Source organism: Domibacillus mangrovi (genome assembly GCF_001906925.1).
Lineage (GTDB): Bacteria > Bacillota > Bacilli > Bacillales > Domibacillaceae > Domibacillus > Domibacillus mangrovi.
Genome location: NZ_MRWQ01000001.1, coordinates 479,884 through 504,977 on the forward strand (window position 1 = coordinate 479,884; position 25,094 = coordinate 504,977).

Genomic DNA, 25,094 nt, shown 5'->3' on the forward strand with positions numbered 1-25,094 from the left:
GCCTTTTAGTATTAAATTCACATTCATTATTATAGACAACCCGTTTTTGAAATTCAATTGTTTTCCCGAAAATGATAAAGAAGAATACCTGCAGCAACAGCAACATTGAGCGATTCGCTCCGGCCAAAAATCGGAATGTACACGTTTTTCGTCGTTTCCTGCAGCAATTCAGGTCGAACACCGCTTCCTTCATTGCCAACTAACAGCGCAAATGGGCCGGATGATTCTTTGCGGTAATCAGACGCCCCTTCAAGCGCTGTTCCGTAAATCGTGATGTCCCGCTCTCTCAATTGCTCCACTGCTTGACCTAAATTTATGCTGACGACCGGCACATGAAAATGGCTTCCCTGCGCAGAACGAAGTACTTTTGGGTTGTACACATCAGCAGTACCTGCGCCGAGAACGACCGCATCAATGCCTGCTGCATCGGCAGTACGGATCATTGTGCCAACATTACCTGGATCTTGTACAGCGTCAATTAATAAAAACATGTTTCCATCAGGCAGTACCGTTTGATCCGATTTCCGGCACACTGCAAAGACACCCTGTCCGTTTTCTGTGTCAGACAATTTGGCTGCCGCTTCCGGCGACACAATCGTCAGTTCGAGATCATCTGTATTCCATTCGGATGGAATGACTGCTTCTTCTGAAAAAATTAATTCATCGATCGTTTCTTTATGACAAAGTGCTTCTTCAACAAGATGAAAACCTTCTAAAAGGTATTGCCCCGTTTTGTCGCGTTCTTTTTTTGTCAGTAACTTTTTGAGCTGTTTTATGCGTGGATTGTTCGCCGATTGGATATAATTCACGTTCAAATCCCCTTTCGTCGATTTATTATAGCATCTTTTCTGTATAACATAAGCCGCTCCGGTCAAAATAAGAGTAACAAGGAGGGGATATAATGAATTTACGAAATGCGATTATTCAAAATTTACACGGTCAAAATGAAAATCAGTTGTCTGCCACGATTCAAGATGCAGTGGCGCAAGGTGAAGAAAAGACGCTGCCTGGTCTCGGTGTGATGTTTGAACTTTTTTGGAAAAATAGCCAAAATGATGAAAAACAAGTGGTTCTTCAAAAAATGGCCTCAGCCCTTCAATCGTAGTACTTTGTCCTCTTTTCTTTCATAGAAAAGAGGTCTTTTTTTGCAAATTCATTCCAAAAAGCGTATACTCATTTTCTACGTACAAATTTACAATGAGGTGAAAATAATGTGTGGTTTTGTCGGTGTATTTCACCATAATCAAAAGACAATTTTTAATGATGAATTAATTCAAAAAGCAAACCATCTCATCTTCCATCGTGGTCCAGACGATGAAGGATATTTTAATGATAACACAGTACAATTTGCGTTCAGACGCCTTAGTATTATTGATACGGAAAACGGCCATCAGCCGCTTTCATATGAAAATGAGCGCTACTGGATTATTTTTAACGGTGAAATTTATAACTATATTGAACTTCGCAATGAGTTAATAGATTTTGGTTATACGTTTCATACACACTCGGATACAGAAGTGCTTCTTGTTGCTTACTGTCATTGGGGCAGAGACGCTGTAGAAAAACTCCGCGGAATGTTCTCTTTCCTAATTTGGGACAAGCATGATGAGGTATTATTTGGCGCACGTGACCGGTTCGGCATTAAACCATTTTACTATAGTGAGCAGGACGGCTATTGTCTATTCGGATCAGAAAGCAAAAGCTTCCAAGCATTTTTACCTCAAAAAGAAGTCGATGATCGCTCATTTCAGCATTATTTAACGTTTCAATATGTACCTGAGCCTGCAACAATGGTCACTGGGATTCAAAAACTAGAGCCAGGCACGTGTTTTACAATGCGAAAAAATGAACCGATGTACATTGAACGCTATTGGAAGCCATCGTTTCAGCCGGTTATGCAGGCAGAGTCGGAAAAGATTAAAGCAATTCAAGATGTTTTATATGATTCCGTAAAATATCATATGCGCAGTGATGTTCCAGTCGGTTGCTTTTTATCAGGTGGGATTGATTCGTCGATCACGACAGCCATTGCAAAAGAAATGAATCCTGATCTTCATGCGTTTTCTGTTGGGTTTAAAATTGATGGCTACAGTGAAATCGATGTAGCCGCTGAGACAGCGGATAAAATTGGTGTTCATCACCATACATACAATATTACGCCCGAAGAATTTTTACAGGAGCTGCCGAAGATTGTCTGGCATATGGATGATCCGCTTGCAGATGCTGCCGCTATTCCTCTTTATTTCGTCGCAAGAGAAGCGAAAAAGCACGTAACGGTTGTTCTTTCAGGAGAAGGAGCTGACGAGCTGTTTGGCGGGTATAATATTTACCGCGAACCACAGGCTCTCTCCGTTTTCCGCTATGTGCCCGATGGATTAAAACCTGGTATGAAAGAAGTCTTTCGAAAACTGCCGGCCGGTTTTAAAGGCCGCAACTATTTATTGCGCGGCTGTACAGCGATTGAAGAACGATATGTCGGCAATGCGAAAATGTTTTTGGAGCGTGAAAAACAGCAATTTATGCAGCATTACAACGTGAATGTTCCTTATACAGATATCACATCTCCTTATTATAAAGACTGCTATTCATCGGATGATGTTGAAAAAATGCAATACATTGATATGCAAACATGGCTGCGCGGGGATATTTTATTAAAAGCAGATAAAATGACGATGGCACATTCGCTTGAATTGCGTGTTCCATTTCTTGATAAAGAAGTATTCGATGTGGCCCGTCGCTTAAATACAAAAGACAAAACATCAAATAAAACGACGAAATACTTACTCAGACGTGCTGCTGAAGGCATCGTTCCGGATCATGTCCTTGAGCGGAAAAAGCTTGGATTCCCTGTACCGATCCGTGTCTGGCTGAAAAATGAATTATATGACTGGGCTCGTACAATGATTCAAGAAAGTCCCGTCGATCATTTAATGAACAAATCATACGTTCATCAGTTACTTGACGATCATGTTGAAGGAATAGAAGATAACAGCCGCAAATTGTGGACCCTGCTTATTTTTATGCAATGGCACAAGCTATTTATTGAAGATTCAGCAACAAAAATCGAAAAAGAACCGCTCACTGTATCGTGAGCGGCTTTTCTTATGCGTCAAATGTGATCGTATTTACTGTATTCCGATCGAGACGAAGAATCACTTCACCAAGCAACTTCACTGTATTTTCGTAATCATCACGATGAAGCATCGCCGCATGACTATGAATATAACGTGTTGCGATCGTCACAGACAATGTCGGGACACCATTTGCTGATTTATGGATCTCCCCAGAATCTGTTCCGCCGCCCGCCATCGCATCAAATTGATAGGGAATATCGAGTTCATCCGCTGTATCTGTTACAAAATCACGTAGCCCTTTATGTGATACCATCGATGCATCATACAAAATAATTTGCGGACCTTTGCCCATTTTCCCCATTGCTTCTTTTTCAGTCACGCCTGGCGTATCACCGGCAATGCCGACGTCCACACCGAATGCGATATCCGGCTCAATCATATGAGCAGACGTTTTCGCGCCACGCAGTCCGACTTCTTCCTGTACCGTACCAACACCGTATACAATGTTCTCATGCTGCTTGTCTTTCACATACTTCATCACATCAATCGCAATCGCACAGCCAATTCGATTGTCCCACGCTTTCGCAAGGAGCATTTTCTCATTGTTCATCACCGTAAATTCAAAATAGGGGACGATCATATCGCCTGGGCGTACACCCCATTCTGTGACTTCTTCACGGCTTGATGCTCCAATATCAATGAACATATCTTTTATATCAACCGGCTTTTTCCGTGCTTCCGGAGATAAAATATGCGGCGGCTTTGAACCAATAACACCTGTTACATCCCCTTTTTTTGTCACGATCGTCACGCGCTGCGCCAGCATTACCTGGTTCCACCAGCCACCTACCGTTTGAAAACGGATAAATCCCTTCTCGTCAATACGTGTCACCATAAATCCAACTTCATCAAGGTGACCGGCGACCATAATCTTCGGCCCGTCCCCATTGCCCGTTTTTTTCGCAATTAAACTACCCAGTCCATCTGTCGTCACAACATCAACATGCGGTTCAATGTATTTTTGCATGACTTGACGCACTTCACGTTCATTGCCTGCAATCCCTTTTGCGTCTGTCAATTCTTTTAACATCGTTAACGTTTCATCTAGTTTCTTCATTTATATATTCTCCCTTCTAATAGCCCGATTTTTGCCTCTCATAATTCACTTCATTTTTCGCGATGTAGGCTGCTTCCACTTCATCCGGTGAAAATCCGAGCAAATCTCCAAGCTCAAAATACCGATTCATCAACTGCTCATAATTCGATTTTATTTTCTCTTTATGGAACGCATGAACCGACTCCATCACCAGAATGAATTGTTGTGCCTGATCCACATTACCTGCTTCAAATGATGGCTTAGCCTGATCGAAGCCACCCATAATCCCAAGTGATAAAATAAAGTGAACCCCGTCGACGAACTCTTCTAAAATAACGCTTCGTTCAGATGGACCTTTCGTGCTCCAAAATTTAAAGCATCGTGTTTCGTTCGCCAGTTCGCCAATTTCAACGAGTAACGCCAGCACTTTTTGGTCAAATAAATTTTTCCCTGCTAAATCATGTCCCTCTTCTATGTAACGATCAAGCCCTCGCTGCATATCAAACAACTTTTCAATATTCACATTACTCCCCCTATTATACCCAATATGACAAGATCAATGACCGCAAGCACCGGTATCCCATATTTAAACGATGTATGTTTTGTTTTATGACGGTACGTCTGCATCGCGACAAAACTGCCAGGTGCACCTCCCAGCAACGCCAGCAGCCAGAGGGTATGTTCACTCGTCCGATATTTGTTCTGCCGCGCTTTCCGTTTATCCCCTGCCATTACGACATAAGCGAAAAAGTTGATCATTATAAAATATATAGATAAAATCGACACCGATGCACCTCCCTTCTTATTTTATCAAAATTAAACGGAAAAGGTAAAAAATGCAGCCTTCACATCAAATAAAAAACTGCCCTGAAATAGATTCAGGGCAGTTTTTCAGTTACAATTAACCGAGTTGTTTTTTAGCTGCATCAGCAAGCTGCGTGAATGCTTTTTCATCGCTAACAGCGAGTTCAGCAAGCATTTTGCGGTTTACTTCAATACCAGCAAGTTTCAAACCGTGCATTAAACGGCTATAAGAAAGACCGTTCATACGAGCAGCTGCATTAATACGTGTAATCCACAATTTGCGGAAGTCACGTTTTTTGTTACGACGATCCCGGTATGCGTATTGCAGGGATTTCATGACTTGTTGATTGGCAACTTTATATAAACGATGCTTCGAACCGAAATAACCTTTTGCTAACTTAAGAACCTTTTTACGACGTTTGCGTGTTACAGTACCGCCTTTTACGCGTGGCATACTATTCCCTCCTAATGATGTTACATAATTTTCTTACAGGTTGTCGAGCATGTGGCGAATGCGTTTGAAATCGCCTTTAGAAACCATTGTGCTTTTACGCAATTTGCGTTTTTGTTTCGTGGATTTATTCGCGAACAAGTGGCTTGTATAAGCTTTTGAACGTTTCAGGTTACCCGAACCTGTTTTCTTGAAACGTTTGGCAGAACCACGGTGAGTTTTCATTTTTGGCATTTCGACTTCCTCCTCAAACTGGTTTACTTTTCGTTTTTCGGCGCCATAATTAGGAACATACTACGGCCATCCATTTTAGGCTTGGACTCAACTGCCGCAACTTCCTTGCACTCTTCTGCAAAGCGGTCAAGTACACGTTGGCCAATTTCTTTATGCGTAATCGCACGTCCTTTAAATCGGATCGAAGCTTTTACTTTGTCACCCTTTTCCAAAAACTTAATCGCATTGCGAAGTTTTGTATTAAAATCATGCTCATCTATCGTAGGACTGAGACGCACTTCTTTCAATAGGATGATTTTTTGGTTTTTGCGGGCTTCCTTCTCTTTCTTCTGCTGTTCAAATTTGAACTTTCCGTAATCCATAATACGGGCTACAGGTGGTTTCGCATTCGGTGCAACGAGCACAAGATCAAGATTAACACGTGCTGCAATGTCGAGAGCATCACGTTTTTGTTTAATACCGAGCTGTTCGCCGTTTTGATCAATTAGGCGTACTTCACGGGCACGGATGCCTTCGTTTAAGTTCATATCTTTGCTAATAATAAGCCACCTCCAGGTAATGTTAGAAAACACGTATCTTTAAAAGAACGGGGTTCACATGGGAAAACAGAGCGCTGCCTGCATGAAAAAGGCGAGGCATCTAAAGTAGATGCCCCGCCAGTAAAAAGCTTTTAAATAGCTTTGTCATTTACCATGTCAACCTGCCAACAGATTTGTCAGACGAGGTGAGAAGCGGGCGCTTCTGCTTTCTTTTATCGAGTGTTTTATTCACCTAAGCAACTATATCATATCTTCTTTCATATGTCCAGTAGACTACTGAAAGAACCAACGTTTTAAATCATACCATTGCTTTTCAGAAAAAACAATAGTTTTTTTCTTAACGCTTGCCTTCTTTTTGAACATGCTCGCGGAAATCGTTGAATGACATGGTTTCTGACTTCTGTTCCCCGTATTTACGGACGTTAACCGAGCCGCTCTCAAGCTCTTTGTCGCCAACAACAAGCATAAAAGGAATTTTTTTCATTTGTGACTCACGAATTTTATAACCGAGCTTTTCTTCACGGCTATCCATTTCAACACGGATTCCTGCTGACTTCAATTGATCTTTCAATTGTTTCGCATAATCATAATGAACTTCATTCGATACCGGGATGATTTGTACTTGTACCGGGGCAAGCCATGTCGGGAATGCGCCTTTGTATTCTTCAATCAAGAAAGCGACAAACCGTTCCATTGTCGACACAACACCGCGATGAATAACAACCGGACGATGCTGCTTGCCATCTTCACCGACATACGTTAAGTCAAATCGTTCTGGCATCAAGAAATCAAGCTGAACAGTTGAGAGTGTTTCTTCTTTGCCAAGCGCTGTTTTTACCTGAACATCAAGCTTTGGTCCGTAAAACGCCGCTTCTCCTTCCGCTTCCACATAGTCAATCCCAATCTCATCCATTGCCTCTTTCAACATCCCCTGCGCTTTTTCCCACATTTGATCGTCGTCATAATATTTTTCTGTATCTTGCGGGTCACGGTAAGACAAACGGAATGAGTAGTCGGTTAAATCAAAATCTTCATATACAGCAAGAACCAATTCAACGACACGCTTTAGTTCATCTTTAATTTGATCTGGACGGACGAAAATGTGCGCATCATTTAACGTCATGCCGCGAACGCGCTGAAGTCCGGCAAGCGCACCTGACATTTCATAACGGTGCATCGTGCCTAGCTCCGCAATACGGATTGGCAGCTCTCGGTAGCTATGAATATCATTTTTATAAACCATCATATGATGCGGGCAGTTCATCGGACGAAGAACAAGGCTTTCATTGTCCATTTCCATAAGTGGGAACATACCATCCTGGTAATGCCCCCAGTGGCCGCTCGTTTTGTACAGCTCCACGCTGCCAAGCACCGGTGTGTACACATGATCATAACCAAGGCTTTGTTCCTTATCAACGATATAGCGCTCAATAATACGGCGAATTGTCGCGCCTTTTGGTAGCCATAAAGGCAATCCTTGACCGACTTTTTGGGAATTCATAAATAAATCAAGTTCTTTCCCAATTTTACGGTGATCACGCTCTTTCGCTTCTTCCAGCATTTTCAAATGATGAACAAGCTCTTCTTTTTTGAAAAAGGCTGTTCCATAAATACGCTGAAGCATTTTATTGTCCGAATTGCCGCGCCAATACGCACCAGCAATGTTCAACAATTTAAATTCTTTCAGCTTGCCTGTTGACGGTACGTGCACACCGCGGCAAAGGTCTGTAAAATCGCCTTGCTCATAAAGCGTAACCGTTTCATCAGACGGAATCGCCTCAAGAAGCTCAATTTTGTACTCATCGCCGATTCCTTCATAAAATTTCTTCGCTTCATCACGTGTAACTTCTTTACGGATGACTGGCACATTCTCATTGATGATTTTTTTCATTTCTTTTTCAATTACTGGCAAATCTTCCGGCGTAATCGACTCATCTAAGTCGATATCGTAATAAAAACCGCCTTCAATAACCGGACCGACACCAAGCTTTACTTTGTCTGCGCCGTACACACGCTTAATCGCCTGTGCCATTAAATGCGCTGTGCTGTGACGCAAAATTTCCAATGCGTCCGCATGGTCAGGCGTGATAATTTCAATCGAACCACCTTGTTCAATCGGTGTTTTTAAATCAATGGGTGCTCCGGCTATTTTACCAGCGAGTGCTTTTTTGCGCAGCCCTGGGCTGATCGACTGTGCAACGTCTTCCATTGTTGTTCCAGCGGGGAATTCCTTTACGGCTCCATCGGGAAATGTTAATTGAATCGACATGTGTGTTTCCTCCTCTTTTCTGAAAAACGACAAAAAACCCCGCTCCTCCATAAACGAAGGGGCGAGGTTTAATCGCGGTTCCACCCAACTTTCCGGAGAGATTTTCCCCCGGCTCAATTGCAGTCAGATAACGGTCTGGTGCCGCCGCTTATTACTGGCAAAAAATTTGCGTTCACAAACAGAGCTCGAGGGTGGTGAATAGATTGTTCACGCCAGGAAAGTTACAGCCTAGATGCTTTCCCTCTCTAAAGACGTTCCTAATCAAACATGTCCCTGTCATCACTTTTCATCTGTCGTTATTATAGTATCTCACCGCGTGAAAATCAAGTACGATTTACTTGCGTCGGTTTACACCGTTCATTTCAACAGGCACGGTCAAATATTTAATACGTTCCATAATACGTGCTGCTTTTAAAGCTTCTGATTCGCCTCGCTGCGAATACGTTAAATGATGCTCAAGTCCGGCATGGTCAAAATTCGATGTAAACAAAACCGGCAGTCCTTCAAGCATGCGGTATTGCAGAATGGTTCCGAGAATATCGTCTCGAATCCAGCTCGACATCGTTTCGGCACCAATATCATCAATCATTAGTACAGGTGCAGACTTCACCGCATCCACTTTCGAAGCAGTCGATTGATCATTGAGTGACTGCTTCATCTCTCTTACAAATTCCGGGAAATAAACGATCAATGAGGCGATATTTTTTTCCGCCAGTTCATTCGCAATCGCACCGAATAAGAATGATTTCCCAACACCAAATGATCCAAATATGTATAGCCCTTTCGGTTTTTTTTCTATATCATATTGATCGACAAAATCTTTTGCTGCCTTCACAGCATCAAGACGGCTCCTGTTGTCGAGGTCCACTTCGGTAAATGTTGCCTGGAGTACATCTTTTGGCACATATAAACTTTTTACATGACGGTGTAAATGCTTTATCTCATCATCTCGTACTTTTCGCGGACAGCGCTTGTAATCAAGCTCTACTCCTCCATGGCGAAAAACAAGCTCTGGTTCATAGCCTTTCATCACGTCATTTACGCATTCTTTAAGCGATGGGCATTTATCGCATTTATGGCTTTGCGATTTATATTCATACAGCTTCACAAGTGCTTTTTCAATATCTGTTTCGCTTAATTGGTTTTCTTTTATAAATGAACGGAGCAACGGGTCATTCAACAACTCCTTCTTCATCTGTTCATATCGTTCATTGAACCCAGGTGAGGTTGATATATTCCGGAGTGCATCGTTAATCTTTTTCACCGGCTGACGCCCTTTCTGTACGTTTTTTCAACGCTTCTTCCAGTTTTCGTTTTTCTTCTTCAAAGCTTTGATCGACAGTTTGTTTCTCTTCTTTTTTGTTCGTATCTGTAAACCACGCAGGCAATTTTTCCTGTCGCGTCGCCTTTCGTTTCGGCGTTTTTGGCTTCTCTTTATTTTGCGCCCAATCATCGTATTGACGCTGCTCGCTTTTCGCTAAATTCATTGCCTCAAGTACTGTCACTACTTTTTTACGCGCCCAGTGAGAAGCAATTTTATCAACGTAGCTTTTCGAAAGCTTCATATCTGTTTTCAGCATAACATATTGAATGAGTACATTGGCAACACCTGGTGCTAATTTATATTGCAGCATCACTTGCTCCACAATCTGCATATCTGCTTTTGACGGCACACTGCCAGAAATGTCAATTAATAATTGGCGTGGTGATACCGTCTCCAAATAATGAATCAGTTTTTCTTCCTGCGTTTTTAACTCCGGCGCAGCAGGACTAGACAGAGCTGTTTGAATACGAGGCGTCATATCCGGCAAACGACCGCCTGATTCAAACTGATACGCATCACGCGCAGATTTCCGTAATCCTTCGACGTCTATTTCATCCTGTTCATTGATCGCAGACAATACAAAATTTTTCATTTCGGGCGGTCGAATGCCATAGAGAAAGGATAGCTTTTCAATCGTTTCTTTTACAAATGGCGTTAAAGCCGCCTTTGGAATCAGCGCATCTTTTAATGTTAATTCAAGCGCTGAAAAATCAAAGGAATCCGCTATTACAGGACTACTGCTTTCCCCTTTCCCCGCGAATCGGCTGTCCTGCTGTGGAATGCTGTCTTTCTCTGCTTCTTGACTGTCTATATAACCCGTTGAAAACACATCCGTAAAATCATGGGTCACATTACGGAATTCGGCTGATTTTACTTCTTTATCGCAAAACATATGCTTTAAACGAAGAAAATGCGGTTTGCCTATTTTCCGGTATAAAAACACATTCAGCAATCCATCGGAAAAAAATTGATCTGGTGCAAGCGGCTGCTGGATTTCATATAAAAATTCTCGGCTTTCATCAATCTTTTTTACATACGTTTTTAAAAGACCAATTCCTTCAAGCTTCAATCTGTCTTCATAAATTTGCTGCAAATTGCAGCAAAGTGTATTCATTAAATGATAATGCGGCGCTCCCCCAGACGAAAGTTTGCCGTTTTCTACTTCCGCACACATCGTCATGTACAAACTAAGTGCCTGCGCACCAACAAGTGGTTGATACAAGAGGGTAATTACTTTCTGTTCCAAACTATCAATGCACCCCGAGATCGAAATTGTATAAGGGTCTGAAGGTTGTATTTCATTCCAATGTCTATTCATGCTGTACACTCCCTGCTAGAAGAAAAAAAAGCCCGGAGTCATTTCTCCCGGGTTCTTATTTTTCTTTGTTAATGATATCTTTTAACTCATCTAAAAAGACATTAATATCTTTAAACTGGCGGTATACAGACGCAAATCGGACATATGCCACTTCGTCTATGTCAGCCAGCCGGTCCATCACCATTTCACCGACACGCTTTGATTGAATTTCCGAAATGCCTTTTGCCCGTATATCCCGTTCAATATCCGCTGTCACTTTTTCAAGCGTACCGAGCGGAACCGGCCTCTTTTCACATGCTTTAATTAATCCGTGCAGCATTTTTTCACGGTTAAACTCTTCACGCATTCCTTCTTTTTTGACGACAATAAGCGGCGTATGTTCCACCCGTTCAAATGTCGTAAACCGGTAAGCGCACGCTTCACATTCTCGACGGCGGCGGGTGGAATGCCCATCATCTGCAGGACGTGAATCAACTACTTTTGTCCCGTTATAGCGGCAATCAGGGCAAATCATGTTAAATCAACTCCGATTTTTCTGTCTTTACTCTTTATCATACTAAAAAAAAAGCGCCTTGAAAATAGAAAAGGGATGTATGAAGATCATACATCCCGTTTCATTTACATAGCGTTTACTGTTTGTTTAAGTTGCGAACGCACTGGCCCCATACCACGAGGCAGTTCAATTGTTTCACGTGTATCAGCTTCAAGTGCTTCTGCGATATAGTTCGCAGCAATATTCGGATCAAGATCCCCGCATGTATATACATCAATGCTTGCGTATCCATGTTCAGGAAAACTGTGAATCGTTAAATGTGACTCGGAGATGATGACGACTCCACTTACTCCCTGCGGAGCAAATTTGTGGAACGCGACTTCGCGAATTTCCGCACCGGATTTAAGAGCGGCGTCGACAAAAGTTCTCTCGATTACTTCCATATCGTTTAATTTGTCAAAATTGCAGCCCCATAATTCTGATATGACATGACGACCCATTGTTTCCATGATCGTTTCCCCCTTTTACAAAGTGAATTTTTGAAAAAAATTGTAAAAGTGATCACTGCCACGGGGGAAAGTTAGTCCGAAGAGGTCCTAACCCTTTAAGCAGAACTTATTTCACAAAATTGAGTATACGACCTGCCATCATATTTTGCAACAGGTTTCTTTTAATTTTTTATATAACAGAAAAACTCCGACATTCGCCGGAGTCCATCAACGCCTATGTTATACAAAGTTCTCTACTTTTTTTCTCATTTCATCTGCCACGAAATGGACAAGATCAACAACGCGGCACGAGTAGCCCCATTCGTTATCATACCAAGCGAGTACTTTCACTTTCGTTTCACCCATTACCATCGTCGTTAATCCATCGATCGTAGCCGAGTATGGATTTGTATTATAATCAACCGATACAAGCGGTTCTAACGTAAAATCAAGAATGCCGCTTAATTCATTTTGTGATGCCTTAATAAATGCCGCATTTACTTCTTCGACTGTTACCGGACGTTTCACATCAACAACGAGGTCCACTAGTGATACATTAGATGTCGGTACACGAAGGGCCATTCCATGAAGCTTCCCTTCCAAATGCGGCAGCACAAGTGATAATGCTTTTGCCGCTCCTGTTGATGTTGGTATAATAGATTGTGCACATGCACGAGCACGACGCAAGTCTTTATGTGGGTTATCAATATTTTTTTGATCATTTGTATAGGCATGAACAGTTGTCATTAATCCGTTTTCAATGCCAAATTGATCATCAAGTACTTTCACAACCGGTGCTAAACAATTTGTTGTGCACGAGGCGTTAGAAATGATATCATGTTGTTCTACATCTAGTACATTTTCATTCACACCCATGACGATTGTGACATCTTCATTTTTACCTGGAGCTGTCAAGACTACTTTTTTTGCACCCGCTTCCAGATGAAGTGCTGCTTTTTCTCGTGCATTAAATTTACCGGTTGCTTCAATGACAATGTCAATAGCTAGTTGCTTCCATGGCAGTTCAAGAGGATCGCGGCTTGAGAGCAGCTGTACACGTTTGCCATTCACGATGATTGCATCTTCTTCTATTTGTACGTCGCCCTCAAATTTCCCATGATTTGTATCATATTTAATCAGATGTGAAAGCGTTTCCGCTGGATAGCTGGCGTTTACTGCTACAATATCAAGTTCGTCGTCCAAAATCGCCTTACGGAACACCATACGGCCAATACGGCCAAATCCATTAATCGCTATTTTCGTCTTTGTCATCATTTATGTCCCCCTACGCTTTAATGTTATACTCTATATTGAATTATTTAAATTTAGTATAACACATTAAACGCGAAACGGAACAATAAAATGACCCGATTTATACTTTCTTTCCTTTTTGTTATAAAGGGACATTAAAAGACCCGATTAAGGCTGTAACCTTAATCGGGTAATCCATTTATCCACTTGATTTTTCGTTTCTTCTAACGTTCCATTATTATTAATAATATCGTCTGCCCATGCTCTTTTTTCCTCAATTGGCATCTGCGATTGAATTCTCGCTTTCGCTTCCTCCTCCGAGTAATCATTTCGCTCCATTAACCGCTTCAGCTGTATTTCTGGATCTACATACACGAGCAATGTTTTTTCAACCATCCAAGTAAGATTACTCTCAAATAAAAGTGGGATATCTAAGAAAATGTTTTTTTTACCTGCCATGATCGCTTTTTCTTTTTGCTCCATCATCCATTCGCGTACTGCCGGGTGAATGATTTCGTTTAACTGCTTTCGTTTTTCCTCATCATAGAAAACCATTTTACCTAATGCCGGCCGATCAAGGGCGCCGTCTGCTGCTCGTATACCTGGACCAAACACTTCTATCATTTTTTCCAGTACTGGTTGTCCAGGCTCGACAACGACGCGTGCCGCTATATCTGCATCAATAATAGCAAATCCTTTTTCTTTCAATAAATTGCTTACTGTGCTCTTCCCGCTTGCAATGCCGCCTGTCAGTCCGATAATCATGACAGAGGCTCCGGCAATGGTTGGCACTCACGACAAATATGTGTGCCTCGTCCGCCTGTTTTTATTTTGACAATTTCCGCGCCGCATTCCACACACGCTTCACCAGTGCGTCCATATACGTTTAATACTTCCTGAAATGTCCCTTTTTGTCCTTGGCTGTTTACGTATGTGCGAATTGTGCTTCCGCCACGTTCAACTGCTTCAGCAAGCACACTTTTCGTATAATGATGGATGCGCTCCGCCTCTTCTTCTGTAATCGTAGACGAGACACGGTGCGGATGTATGTGCGAACGAAATAGCACTTCATCGACATAAATATTACCAAGCCCGGTGACAATAATTTGATCAAGCAAGGCCGTTTTTACCTGACGCGATGTCCGCTGCAGCCGCTCGTATAAATAATCTGGTGTGAATGTCACATCAAACGGTTCGGGACCTAGACCGATAAGCGGTGCTAAGCCGTTTTCTGTTCCTTTTTCAAACAAATGCATTGTGCCAAATTTGCGTACATCCCGGTAGCGCAGCTGTGTTCCGTCTGTAAATGTGAACACAACATGGGTATGCGGTGCTTCCGGCTCGGACTGTGCGTTTACACTAAATTTCCCTTCCATTCGCAAATGAGAAACGAGTGCGTAGTGATTCAAATGAAATATTAAAAACTTCCCGCGCCGTGTGATATTTTGAATAGTCTCACCAGCAAGTGCGTCTTGAAACTGCGCCGGTTCTTCAGGATGTTTAATGATGTTAGGCCAACGGACATCGGTTATAGCGACTGTTTTACCAACAGCCAGATCAATTAATGTACGCCGAACCGTTTCGACTTCTGGTAATTCCGGCATATTATTCACTCCTTACTTTGCATCATACCACGTCGGTCCAAATGAATAATCGACCTTGAGCGGTACATCAAGTTTAAACGCCTGCTCCATGACGTCCGGAACAACGCTTTTCATTTTGTCAATTTCTTCTTTTGGTACGTCAAAAATTAATTCATCGTGCACCTGTAACAGAAGTTTTGATGTTAACGTTTCTTTTTCAAGCCGTGCTGCGGCATCAATCATTGCTTTTTTAATAATATCTGCTGCACTTCCTTGAATTGGCGTGTTCATTGCCGTCCGTTCACCAAATGAACGCAAATTGAAGTTGCGGCTCGTTACTTCTGGAATATAGCGTCGTCTATTTAACAGCGTCGTCACATACCCATTTTCTTTCGCTTCACGAATAACATTGCTCATATATTCTTTTACACCCGGATACGTTTTTAAATAGCGCTCAATAAATTCGGCCGCTTCTTTTCTCGTAATGCCAAGATTTTGGGATAAGCCGTAATCACTGATCCCGTATACGATGCCAAAATTGACGGCTTTTGCCTGGCGGCGCATATCCGATGTTACAGCCTCACTGTCAACATGAAATACTTCCATTGCTGTTGCTGTATGAATATCCATATCTTGACGAAACGCCTCAATTAATTTTTCATCACCGGAAATGTGAGCGAGAACGCGTAGTTCAATTTGTGAGTAATCGGCGGCAAATAGAACAGAGTCTGATTTTCCAGGAATAAATGCTTGTCTAATTTTCCGTCCTTCCTCCAAACGAATTGGAATGTTTTGCAAGTTTGGTTCTGTTGAACTTAAACGGCCAGTCTGTGTCAATGCTTGATTAAAACGCGTATGAATTTTATGTGTATCTGAATCAGCTACTTTTAAAAGCCCTTCAATATAAGTCGATTGCAACTTGCCGATTTGGCGGTAGTCTAGAATATGCTGAACGATCTCATGAGACGGAGCCAGTTTTTCTAATACGTCCGCCGATGTAGAATAGCCCGTTTTCGTTTTTTTAAACGGCGGCAGTCCAAGCTTTTCAAATAAAATGACCCCAAGCTGTTTTGGTGAATTAATATTAAATTCAGTGCCCGCAAGACGATGAATGGTCTGCTCCATTTCAGCAAGTCGTTTTTTCAGTTCAATACCCATTTCCTCTAAACGATTCATATCAACTCGGACGCCTTCTGATTCCATATCTGCTAAAATAAGGGCGAGTGGCAGCTCTAGCTCATCAAACAATTTACTCTGACTGTTTTCAGATAGTTCTCTCCGGCACGTATCATCAAGTCGACTAAGCGCTTCTGCTTTTGCGCTAACGTGTTTAGCGTATACCTCTTCAGCCGGCAGCGCTCGCTTCGCTCCTTTTCCATAAACCGCTTCATCCGATGCGATTCCTGTTTCGCCGTGAAGTTTAGCAACAGCTGCAAAATCTTCTGGAGACTCAGATGGATTGATTAAATACGAAGCCAGAAACACGTCAAAATCAATGCCTGCGAGTTCAATTCCATGACGGCGCAGAGCAATGATGGTTCTTTTTGCATCGAAAACCGTTTTGCGGATAGACTTATTCTCTGCCCATTGTTTAAATACATCTGATTCAATAGCGTTCTTTGCTGACATAAAACACGTACCATTCCGTCCCGAAACAGCGACTGCTACGACAGGTGATTTATGATAGTTTACATCGATCATTTCGACATATATTGCGTTGACCTGTTCAAAATGAGCCGGTTCTGGGGAATCTATGATATCAAATGAAACATCTTCCATTACTGTTTCTTCCGATCGATTTAGCCCATCAAGAAGCGTTTTAAATTCAAGATCACGGAACAAATTGTATTGTTGATCTTCGTCTGCTCCGTTATAAATAAGCCGGTCTATTGTTAAATCAAGCGGTACAGTGCGCATAATCGTCGCCAGTTCTCTACTTAAGCGTGCCAAATCTTTATGTTCATGCAATTTTTCTTTTAATTTTGCCCCGCTCACGTCATCGATCGATTCAAGCAATGCTTCTACTGTGTGAAATTGCTTTAACAGTTTAATCGCTGTTTTTTCGCCAATGCCTGGCACACCCGGAATGTTGTCAGATGTATCGCCCATCAGCCCTTTCATATCAATAATTTGATTAGGTGTCAGTCCATACTTTTCCTGCACATGCTCTGGTGTATACTCTTCAATATCCGTAATGCCTTTTCTTGTTATGCACACTGTCGTTTTATCTGTTGCCAGCTGCGTCAAATCTTTATCTCCAGAGTACACTTTTATAAGAAAATCTTCTTTTTCTGCTTCAAGTGACAACGTCCCGATAATATCATCTGCTTCGTAATTTTGAAGTTCGTAATACGCAATCCCATATGCTTTCAATAATTCGCGTACGTATGAAAATTGCTCGGATAATTCCGGCGGCGTTTTCTGGCGCGTTCCTTTATATTCTTTGTATGTTTCATGACGAAATGTCGTTTTGCCGGCATCAAATGCAACAAGAATGTGTGTCGGCTTTTCGTCTTTCACAATTTTATTTAACATCATGGCAAAACCATATACTGCATTCGTGTGCACACCTTTTGAATTGCTCAAAAGGGGCAACGCAAAAAACGCCCGATATGCAATACTGTTTCCGTCAATCAGTACGAGTTTTTTTTCCATAGGTCCTCCTTTGCACTCTAGATAAGTGCACATCAAAAAAAGCCGTTATTTTCTTTCTTATTCTACCATGTGCAGAACAAAAAAAGAAAACAACGGCTTCTTTCATCAGACCCGATTTAAAAAAGTGAGAGACCCCTTCAAACAAAGATTTTATAAAAAGAGGACTCTCCTACATAAAGCTGGATAAAGGGGGGTTGATATTTACATCATAGCAGTTAATTATAAATGAAATGTAAACGGTTCATTAATTTTTTGTAAAATCATTCGAGAATTTTTTTTCAAAAGAAACGGTAAATGATGTTCCTTTACCTACTTCACTTTCTACACTAACTTTCCCATGATGTGCTTCCATAATATGTTTCACAATTGCAAGGCCAAGCCCAGTTCCGCCTGAATCACGGCTTCGTGCTTTATCCACACGATAAAAGCGCTCAAATATACGGGACATTTCTGTTTTTTCAATACCAATGCCTGTATCAGAAATAGTCACATGGACCATTTCTCCTGCATGGCTGCCTTTAACGATGATCGATCCACCCTGCGGTGTGTACAAAATCGCATTCGTAATTAAATTTAAAAACACTTGCTTTAAACGGTATTCATCTCCTGAAATCAGCAATTCTTCTGTCAGTTCAACATGCCAATCAATTTGCTTTGTTTCCATTCTATTTTCAAGTGTCATAATAACTTCTTCCAGCAGTTTATTTAATGAAATAGACGAGACATTCAGTACGAGTCCCTTCTGCTCAATTTTCGACAAGTCTAATAAGTCTGCGACAAGTGTTTCCATCCGTTCGCTTTCCTTCCAAATAATATCCAGAAACAAGGTTGCTGCGTCTGGATCATTTAAGGCGCCGTCAAGCAATGTTTCCGAAAATCCTTTAATAGATGTAATCGGTGTTTTCAGTTCATGTGATACATTTGCAACAAAGTCTTTTCTCATTTGTTCCAAGTGCTTCAATTCGGTAATGTCATGAAAAACAACTAAAATGCCTTTCCATTCATCATTCGTTCCAATAATAGGCGCCCCCGACACTTCAAATTCTTTTTGCTCCAATTGCAGCGGAATCATCATTTGCCGGCGAACATTTTTTTCCGTCATAAATACTTCTTCCACAATACCTGTCACTTCTTTTTGTACGATTGCTTCATGATACCGCTTTTTGATAATCCGCCCGTTGCCAAACATTTTTTTAAATGCACGATTGGCCATAATAATATATCCTCGGTCATCAATAAGCAGCAGGCCACTTTCAATATTTTCAATTAATGTTGTTAATCGATTTTGATGAACTTCCTGCGCCTGCATCATTTCCTGCAAGTTTCGTGCAAGTATATTAACCGACGTATTCAGCGTGCCAATTTCATCTGGTGGCATTTCATACGTACGCGCCCGATAATTCCCTTTAGCCAGCTCAATGGCAACAGCGGTTGCAGACTCAATAGGTTTAATATAATTGCGTGTGATTTTCATTCCTATCAATGCGATTAATATAAGTGACAAGCCAAGAGTGACTAATAATATAAGCCATATTTGTTTGTATAGGCCCTCTAGAGCATCGACACGCATACTCGTGACGATATATCCTTCTTTTTCCCCGTTTGTGTTAACAATGTCTCGCCAATGGTACTGCACGTCCATTTTCCGGCGCAGTGAATTTTGATATGTTTCCGGATTAAGCGATCCCGCGATCCGCTTGACGACATCCAAATGTATTTCAGTGTTACTCGCATCCATGCCGCCACTGTCATATAATATGGTTCCATCACTGTTCGCTACACTTAATCGTGTCCCCATTTGCTCACTCCATTCGCTAAGCATAATGGGGTTCATAAAGGCAATGCCTCCCCTATTTCCAATTACATCTGCGAACAGCACGGTTTCTTTTTCAAGCCTTTCATTGATTGTCTCCAAATAATACATTTTAAATAAATGACCGAGCGATATACCAAGTGCCAGGAGCATGATTACAATAAGTGTAAGGAGTGATAAAAAGAGTCGCGTCCGAGAATTAATCATGCGTCTTTCGGTTCTTCCAACTTGTATCCAAGACCGCGAATTGTTTTAATATATTGCGGTTTTTTCGTATTTTCCTCTATTTTTTCACGCAAATGACTAATGTGAACGTCGACAATGCGTGTATCTCCGACAAAGTCATATTTCCAGACCGCACTAAGCAATTGATCTCTTGTTAAAACACGTGTTTTATTTTCAGCTAGAAACAAAAGAAGCTCAAATTCTTTCGGCGTCAAATCTAGCAAGTTCTTTTGGTAATACGCTTCGTATTTTTCAGGGAATAACGTTAAATCTGCTACTTCAATATATTGATCCGTTTTACTTTCTACTTCAATTGGTTCAGATGATGGCTTCTGCACACGTCGTAAGATTGCTTTTACACGGGCAATTAATTCTCTGGGACTAAATGGCTTCGTCATATAATCATCTGCACCAAGTTCAAGACCAAGCACTTTATCAAACTCTTCATCTTTTGCCGTTAACATCAAGATCGGTGTTGTCACACGGCGTTGCCGTAAATCTTTGCACACTTCCATTCCGTCAAACTTCGGAAGCATCCAGTCAAGAATAATCAAGTCCGGTGATATTTCTTCTGCACGACGAAGTGCTTCTTCTCCATCAAATGCTGTTTCCACCATGAACCCAGATTGCTCTAAATTGTATTTAATTAACGTAACGATAGATGACTCGTCATCTACGACTAAAATTTTCTTCATTTTGTCCTCCCTCGTTAAATGTCTACCTCCTATTATAGCGAATTTGTTTCGCTTGAGAAAGAGCCGTTCTACTTGTCAATACTGATATCACCTCATGAAAAAGGGCCTGCCAGTAAATTGGCAGGCCCTTTTCTATTACATCTATGCAAGAACAGACATGACATTACGGACAGCTTCAGCCGATTTATCAAGACCCGCTTTTTCATCTGCAGTCAATTCAAGCTCGATAATTTTTTCAATACCACCAGCGCCTAGAATAGTTGGAACGCCAAGGTACAATTCATTGTAGCCATATTCGCCTTCAAGGTAGGCAATTGCCGGTAAAATACGGCGTTGATCTTTCAAAATAGCCTCTGTCATTTCAACAAGTGACGCCGCTGGTGCATAATAAGCTGAACCGTTGCCTAGAAGCTGAACAATTTCGCCGCCGCCTTTACGTGTACGTTCAACAATTGCATCAAGACGATCTTTCGAAATCAATGATTCAAGTGGTATGCCTCCTGCGTAAGAGTAGCGCACGAGTGGTACCATGTCGTCACCGTGTCCGCCAAGAACAAATCCAGTTACGTCTTTCACAGACACTTTCAATTCTTGGGCTACAAATGTGCGGAAGCGAGCAGTATCTAGAACACCTGATTGACCGATGACACGGTTTTTCGGGAATCCTGATTCTTTCAATACCGTGTATGTCATAGCATCAACTGGGTTTGTCAATACGATGATTGTACAGTTCGGAGAATATTTGACGATTTCAGCTGTAACAGATTTCATTACTTTTTGATTCGTTTGAACAAGGTCGTCACGGCTCATGCCTGGTTTACGTGCAATACCTGCTGTAATGATGACAACATCAGAGTCGGCTGTATCTGCATAATCAGATGTACCCGTAATATTTGCATCAAAGCCTTGAACAGGACTTGCTTCTAGCATATCAAGCGCTTTTCCTTTCGTTGGTCCTTCAGCTTGTGGGATATCAACGAGAATAACATCGCTCAGTTCTTTTTGAGCAAGAAGGAAAGCTGTTGTTGCACCAGTGAAACCGCCGCCGATGACAGATACTTTTTTACGATTATATGTTGTCATAATAAAAGCCCTCCTTATTCATTAGCTTGCAAATGTATAGCTTCTCCCTAAAAAGGGAGCTTTTACATTAAAGATTTTTGATCAATTCATCAGCAAATTCAGAGCATTTTACTTCTGTTGCACCGTCCATAAGGCGGGCAAAGTCATATGTTACAACTTTAGATGAAATCGTGTTTTCAACTGATTTTGTGATCATGTTTGCAGCTTCGTTCCATCCAAGATGCTCAAGAAGAAGAACACCTGACAAAAGAACAGAAGATGGGTTTACTTTATCAAGACCTGCATATTTAGGAGCTGTCCCATGAGTTGCTTCAAAAATGGCATGGCCTGTTTCATAGTTAATGTTCGCACCAGGAGCGATGCCAATTCCGCCTACTTGCGCTGCAAGAGCATCGGAAATATAATCGCCGTTCAAATTCATTGTTGCGACAACATCAAACTCTTTTGGACGAGTCAAAATTTGTTGCAAGAAGATGTCTGCAATTGAATCTTTCACGATTAATTTGCCAGCTGCTTCCGCGTCAGATTGTGCTTTGTTTGCCGCATCCGCACCTTGTTCATCTTTAATTTTATCATATTGAGCCCATGTGAAGACTTGATCACCAAATTCTTTTTCAGCAAGCTCATAGCCCCATGTTTTAAATGCACCTTCTGTAAATTTCATAATGTTGCCTTTATGGACGAGTGTTAGCGATTTACGTCCTTCTTTAATCGCATAATTCAAAGCTGCGCGTACAAGACGTTCCGTTCCTTCTTTTGATACAGGCTTAATGCCGATACCAGATGTTTCAGGGAAACGGATTTTATTTACACCCATTTCATTTTGAAGGAAGCCAATCAATTTTTTCACTTCATCAGAGCCTTCTGCGTACTCGATACCTGCATAAATATCTTCTGTATTCTCACGGAAAATAACCATATCTGTGTCTTCAGGACGCTTAACAGGTGAAGGAACACCGTCAAAATAGCGAACCGGGCGAAGACATACGAAAAGATCCAATTCTTGACGAAGTGCTACGTTCAATGAACGAATACCGCCGCCGACAGGAGTTGTGAGAGGTCCTTTAATGGCGATTAAATATTGATCGATCTCATCTAGCGTTGCTTTTGGGAGCCACTCGCCTGTTTGGTTAAATGCTTTTTCACCGGCAAGAACTTCTTTCCAAACGATTTTCTTTTCACCGCTGTATGCTTTTTCAACTGCCGCGTCTAATACGCGTGATGCTGCCTCCCAAATATCAGGACCAATTCCATCACCTTCAATAAAAGGAATGACCGGGTTGTTTGGTACGTTTAGCTCTCCATTTTGCATTGTAATTTTTGCGCCTTGAGTCATCTTACTATTCCCTCCAAGTTCCATAATCAAAGGTTAGAGTCTATATTTTCTGACCTTCGTTTGCCACATTCATAGTACACTAATTTTTAGTTTAGTTGCAAATGCTTACTTTAATTAGCCTCGTTCGTTGATTGGCACGTATTTTTGCATATCCGGACCTGTATACTCAGCACGCGGACGGATCAGTCTGTTATTCGCATACTGCTCCATAATATGGGCAAGCCAACCAGATGCACGGCTGACCGCAAAAATCGGTGTAAACAAGTCATGCTCAATTCCGAGACTATGGTAAACAGAAGCTGAATAAAAATCAACGTTCGGCGGAAGATCTTTTTGCCCCGTCACAAGACGTTCAATCTCCACAGACATATCATATAATTGCGGCTCACCTGTCTGTTCTGTTAAACGTTTCGACATCTCCCGAAGATGCTTCGCACGTGGATCTCCTTGGCGGTATACACGGTGGCCGAATCCCATGATTTTTTCTTTTTTATTTAATTTCTCGAGAATATACGGTTCTACATTATCCGGAGAACCAATTTCCATCAACATTTTCATAACTTGCTCGTTTGCGCCACCATGAAGCGGACCTTTCAATGCGCCAAGAGCTGCGGTCACGCCTGAATACATGTCAGAAAGAGTGGCAACACATACACGCGCTGTAAATGTAGAAGCATTCAATTCATGGTCAGCATGAAGAACGAGTGCTTTGTCAAATGCTTCAATTTCAACATCTGTCGGCTCCTTGCCGGACAACATGTATAAAAAGTTTGCCGCGATGCCGTATTCCTTTTTAGGTGCAACAGGCTCTTGGCCTTTACGAATGCGTGCAAAAGCTGTAACAAGTGCCGGAATTTTAGCTTGAATACGAATCGCTTTCCGGTAATTTGCTTCATCTGTCATCACGTCTGCTTCGTCATCGTAAAGACCAAGTAGTGAAACTGTTGTACGAAGAGCAGCCATCGGATGAACTTTGTTAATGGGATACATTTTGAAATGTTCAATAATTTCTTGAGGTATGTCATAGCTTTCCTTAAGTTGTTCTTTCAACTCATTAAGCTGTGCCTGTGTTGGAAGACTGCGGTGCCAAAGTAAATAAATGACTTCTTCAAAACTCGCATTTTGAGCCAAATCGTCAATATCATAGCCTGCATATGTAAGTGTGTCATCAATGATAGAGCTGACAGATGACGTCGTAGCAACTACTCCTTCAAGTCCGCGTGCAGTTGTCATAAGATTATCTCTCCTTCGCCTTTTAATTTCCCCATTATCCACTTTTTTATTTATGTATGCACGTGACTGAGCAACTGCTCAGTACCATTTTAAAAAATAAAAAAGCTTAATTCTTTATATACGCTTTTTTGAACAAAAAAATGGATGTAACATTCGAAAAAGTGGACGCTTACACTGCTTATTATAAACAATAAGCACCTGTTTGTGAATTAAAACGTGTCAAAAAGTTCGAAATTTTTTTATGAATCATTTACATTTCGAACTCGACACGTATTGGATTTATGTTATTATGAAAAGTTTCACCTAAAAACTTGAAGTGTTATTCTGTCGTTCAGCTGTTTTATACGCATCATAAATGCCCCAGATCCAGACGATTGGATACGTTATGAAGCCTATTAACACGAACATAAGCGCCGCATTGACCATCTGTAAAACAATCAAGATAAGCCCTTTCATAATCTGTCCATTATAAATTTGGCCAACGCCTGACCAGAAAAAACTCAATACGGCAGCGATACCTGGATTTTTTATCATATTCATCTTGCTCCTTTCTCCGTTTTCTCACTATACTTATACGATAAAATGAATATAATAGTTTCATTAATCTTTATAAAAAATCTGTTTTTTATTAATTAAAAAAAGAAAATAATTTCATCGCATAGTATGCGATGCCAGCACCGATAAGCGGCCCTACTGCCACACCGTTAAAAAGCGCAACCGCTAAAATGGTTCCGAAAACAAGTGCAGCTGTAATATGGGGATCTTCCGCTAGCAGCATCACTCCATTTTTCGCAATGAGCGCAACGAGCATACCTGCAATAAGTGCAATCCACGCATAAGGCGACTTGAGCGAAGCACCAAGATCTTTAAATCCGATTGCACCGGTCGCAATTGGTGCCAGTACTGCAATCGTGATCACGGTTACACCCCAATTGATTCCATTTTTTTGCATAATATCAAACCACTTCGCCTCAAGGCTTATTGCTTTTAATGCAATAAGCAATCCAGACGCGATGAGGAGCGATTGATTTTTGGCAATAAGACTGATTGCCAGCAATAAAAATAAAAATAAATAAGCCTGCATGCTACCCTCCTAAAAAAAAGACGCATGGCTACCTCCATTTCTTCAT

The 25,094-nt window shown here is 41.5% G+C and carries 24 protein-coding genes, 2 pseudogenes and 2 other annotated features (1 of these 28 running past the window's edge); of the genes and pseudogenes, 2 read left to right on the plus strand and 24 right to left on the minus strand.

Features of this window, described 5'->3' with window-relative positions; translation table 11 throughout:
* Positions 1 to 8 (minus strand) — a binding site (T-box leader) (it extends 223 nt beyond the left edge of the window).
* 45 nt (positions 9 to 53) lie between these two features.
* Positions 54 to 809: a TrmH family RNA methyltransferase gene (locus tag BLL40_RS02440; protein ID WP_073710299.1), complete on the minus strand. Its 756-nt coding sequence runs from the start codon at positions 807 to 809 to the stop codon at positions 54 to 56.
* A gap of 92 nt (positions 810 to 901) precedes the next feature.
* On the opposite strand from BLL40_RS02440, the gene sspI reads away from it, so the two are divergent.
* The gene (gene sspI / locus BLL40_RS02445; protein ID WP_073710300.1) at positions 902 to 1,105 is read left to right on the plus strand and encodes a small acid-soluble spore protein SspI; all 204 of its coding nucleotides are present in this window, start codon (positions 902 to 904) and stop codon (positions 1,103 to 1,105) included.
* A 106-nt stretch (positions 1,106 to 1,211) separates the two neighbouring features.
* Complete coding sequence (asnB, locus tag BLL40_RS02450) at positions 1,212 to 3,092, plus strand: asparagine synthase (glutamine-hydrolyzing) (RefSeq protein ID WP_073710393.1); 1,881 nt, start codon at positions 1,212 to 1,214, stop codon at positions 3,090 to 3,092.
* Between the two features lie 10 nt (positions 3,093 to 3,102).
* Here asnB and BLL40_RS02455 read toward each other — a convergent pair whose 3' ends face one another.
* The 23 genes and pseudogenes from BLL40_RS02455 to BLL40_RS02560 form a co-directional block, all read right to left on the minus strand.
* Positions 3,103 to 4,191, minus strand: coding sequence for a M42 family metallopeptidase (locus BLL40_RS02455; protein ID WP_073710301.1), 1,089 nt, complete (start codon positions 4,189 to 4,191; stop codon positions 3,103 to 3,105).
* 16 nt (positions 4,192 to 4,207) lie between these two features.
* The gene (locus tag BLL40_RS02460; protein WP_073710302.1) at positions 4,208 to 4,693 is read right to left on the minus strand and encodes a dUTP diphosphatase; all 486 of its coding nucleotides are present in this window, start codon (positions 4,691 to 4,693) and stop codon (positions 4,208 to 4,210) included.
* Positions 4,690 to 4,929, minus strand: coding sequence for a DUF1294 domain-containing protein (locus BLL40_RS02465; RefSeq protein ID WP_073710394.1), 240 nt, complete (start codon positions 4,927 to 4,929; stop codon positions 4,690 to 4,692). Before BLL40_RS02465 ends, BLL40_RS02460 begins: the two co-directional genes overlap by 4 nt.
* A gap of 142 nt (positions 4,930 to 5,071) precedes the next feature.
* The gene (rplT, locus tag BLL40_RS02470) at positions 5,072 to 5,428 is read right to left on the minus strand and encodes a 50S ribosomal protein L20 (RefSeq protein ID WP_018394126.1); all 357 of its coding nucleotides are present in this window, start codon (positions 5,426 to 5,428) and stop codon (positions 5,072 to 5,074) included.
* A gap of 33 nt (positions 5,429 to 5,461) precedes the next feature.
* Positions 5,462 to 5,659: a 50S ribosomal protein L35 gene (rpmI, locus tag BLL40_RS02475; RefSeq protein WP_018394127.1), complete on the minus strand. Its 198-nt coding sequence runs from the start codon at positions 5,657 to 5,659 to the stop codon at positions 5,462 to 5,464.
* 23 nt (positions 5,660 to 5,682) lie between these two features.
* Positions 5,683 to 6,186 (minus strand): translation initiation factor IF-3, encoded by a 504-nt coding sequence (gene infC, locus BLL40_RS02480; protein WP_143180075.1) that lies wholly within the window; start codon positions 6,184 to 6,186, stop codon positions 5,683 to 5,685.
* A 91-nt stretch (positions 6,187 to 6,277) separates the two neighbouring features.
* Positions 6,278 to 6,412, minus strand: a sequence feature (ribosomal protein L20 leader region).
* Positions 6,413 to 6,535: 123 nt separating this feature from the next.
* Complete coding sequence (gene thrS / locus BLL40_RS02485) at positions 6,536 to 8,467, minus strand: threonine--tRNA ligase (RefSeq protein WP_073710304.1); 1,932 nt, start codon at positions 8,465 to 8,467, stop codon at positions 6,536 to 6,538.
* Between the two features lie 334 nt (positions 8,468 to 8,801).
* Positions 8,802 to 9,731, minus strand: a complete 930-nt coding sequence (gene dnaI / locus BLL40_RS02490) for a primosomal protein DnaI (RefSeq protein WP_073710305.1) — start codon at positions 9,729 to 9,731, stop codon at positions 8,802 to 8,804.
* Positions 9,718 to 11,109: a replication initiation and membrane attachment family protein gene (locus BLL40_RS02495; protein ID WP_073710306.1), complete on the minus strand. Its 1,392-nt coding sequence runs from the start codon at positions 11,107 to 11,109 to the stop codon at positions 9,718 to 9,720. Before BLL40_RS02495 ends, dnaI begins: the two co-directional genes overlap by 14 nt.
* Before the next feature lie 55 nt (positions 11,110 to 11,164).
* On the minus strand, positions 11,165 to 11,623 hold the full coding sequence (gene nrdR / locus BLL40_RS02500; RefSeq protein WP_073710307.1) for a transcriptional regulator NrdR: 459 nt from the start codon (positions 11,621 to 11,623) through the stop codon (positions 11,165 to 11,167).
* Between the two features lie 104 nt (positions 11,624 to 11,727).
* Complete coding sequence (gene speD, locus BLL40_RS02505) at positions 11,728 to 12,111, minus strand: adenosylmethionine decarboxylase (RefSeq protein WP_073710308.1); 384 nt, start codon at positions 12,109 to 12,111, stop codon at positions 11,728 to 11,730.
* Between the two features lie 219 nt (positions 12,112 to 12,330).
* On the minus strand, positions 12,331 to 13,362 hold the full coding sequence (locus tag BLL40_RS02510) for a glyceraldehyde-3-phosphate dehydrogenase (RefSeq protein ID WP_073710395.1): 1,032 nt from the start codon (positions 13,360 to 13,362) through the stop codon (positions 12,331 to 12,333).
* Between the two features lie 147 nt (positions 13,363 to 13,509).
* Positions 13,510 to 14,106 (minus strand): dephospho-CoA kinase, encoded by a 597-nt coding sequence (coaE, locus tag BLL40_RS02515; protein WP_073710309.1) that lies wholly within the window; start codon positions 14,104 to 14,106, stop codon positions 13,510 to 13,512.
* The gene (mutM, locus tag BLL40_RS02520) at positions 14,103 to 14,945 is read right to left on the minus strand and encodes a DNA-formamidopyrimidine glycosylase (RefSeq protein ID WP_073710310.1); all 843 of its coding nucleotides are present in this window, start codon (positions 14,943 to 14,945) and stop codon (positions 14,103 to 14,105) included. Before mutM ends, coaE begins: the two co-directional genes overlap by 4 nt.
* Positions 14,946 to 14,957: 12 nt before the next feature.
* Positions 14,958 to 17,579 carry a DNA polymerase I gene (gene polA / locus BLL40_RS02525; protein WP_073710311.1) on the minus strand — a complete coding sequence of 874 codons (2,622 nt, stop codon included), beginning with the start codon at positions 17,577 to 17,579 and terminating at the stop codon, positions 14,958 to 14,960.
* A 244-nt stretch (positions 17,580 to 17,823) separates the two neighbouring features.
* A complete protein-coding gene (pnpS, locus tag BLL40_RS02530) occupies positions 17,824 to 19,599 on the minus strand; it encodes a two-component system histidine kinase PnpS (RefSeq protein ID WP_073710312.1) in 1,776 nt (591 codons plus the stop codon).
* Positions 19,596 to 19,886 (minus strand): annotated as a pseudogene (locus tag BLL40_RS18180) (winged helix-turn-helix domain-containing protein); the annotation flags it as partial. The gene pnpS and the pseudogene BLL40_RS18180, both read right to left, overlap by 4 nt.
* Positions 19,887 to 19,951: 65 nt before the next feature.
* Positions 19,952 to 20,312: pseudogene (locus tag BLL40_RS18185) on the minus strand (response regulator); the annotation flags it as partial.
* A gap of 141 nt (positions 20,313 to 20,453) precedes the next feature.
* Complete coding sequence (gene mdh / locus BLL40_RS02540; RefSeq protein WP_073710314.1) at positions 20,454 to 21,395, minus strand: malate dehydrogenase; 942 nt, start codon at positions 21,393 to 21,395, stop codon at positions 20,454 to 20,456.
* A 67-nt stretch (positions 21,396 to 21,462) separates the two neighbouring features.
* Positions 21,463 to 22,731, minus strand: coding sequence for an NADP-dependent isocitrate dehydrogenase (icd, locus tag BLL40_RS02545; RefSeq protein ID WP_073710315.1), 1,269 nt, complete (start codon positions 22,729 to 22,731; stop codon positions 21,463 to 21,465).
* 114 nt (positions 22,732 to 22,845) lie between these two features.
* Positions 22,846 to 23,964, minus strand: a complete 1,119-nt coding sequence (gene citZ, locus BLL40_RS02550; protein ID WP_073710316.1) for a citrate synthase — start codon at positions 23,962 to 23,964, stop codon at positions 22,846 to 22,848.
* A 303-nt stretch (positions 23,965 to 24,267) separates the two neighbouring features.
* Positions 24,268 to 24,498, minus strand: coding sequence for a hypothetical protein (locus tag BLL40_RS02555; protein WP_073710317.1), 231 nt, complete (start codon positions 24,496 to 24,498; stop codon positions 24,268 to 24,270).
* Positions 24,499 to 24,592: 94 nt separating this feature from the next.
* A complete protein-coding gene (locus tag BLL40_RS02560; protein WP_073710318.1) occupies positions 24,593 to 25,048 on the minus strand; it encodes a DUF441 domain-containing protein in 456 nt (151 codons plus the stop codon).
* Positions 25,049 to 25,094: the final 46 nt, after the last annotated feature.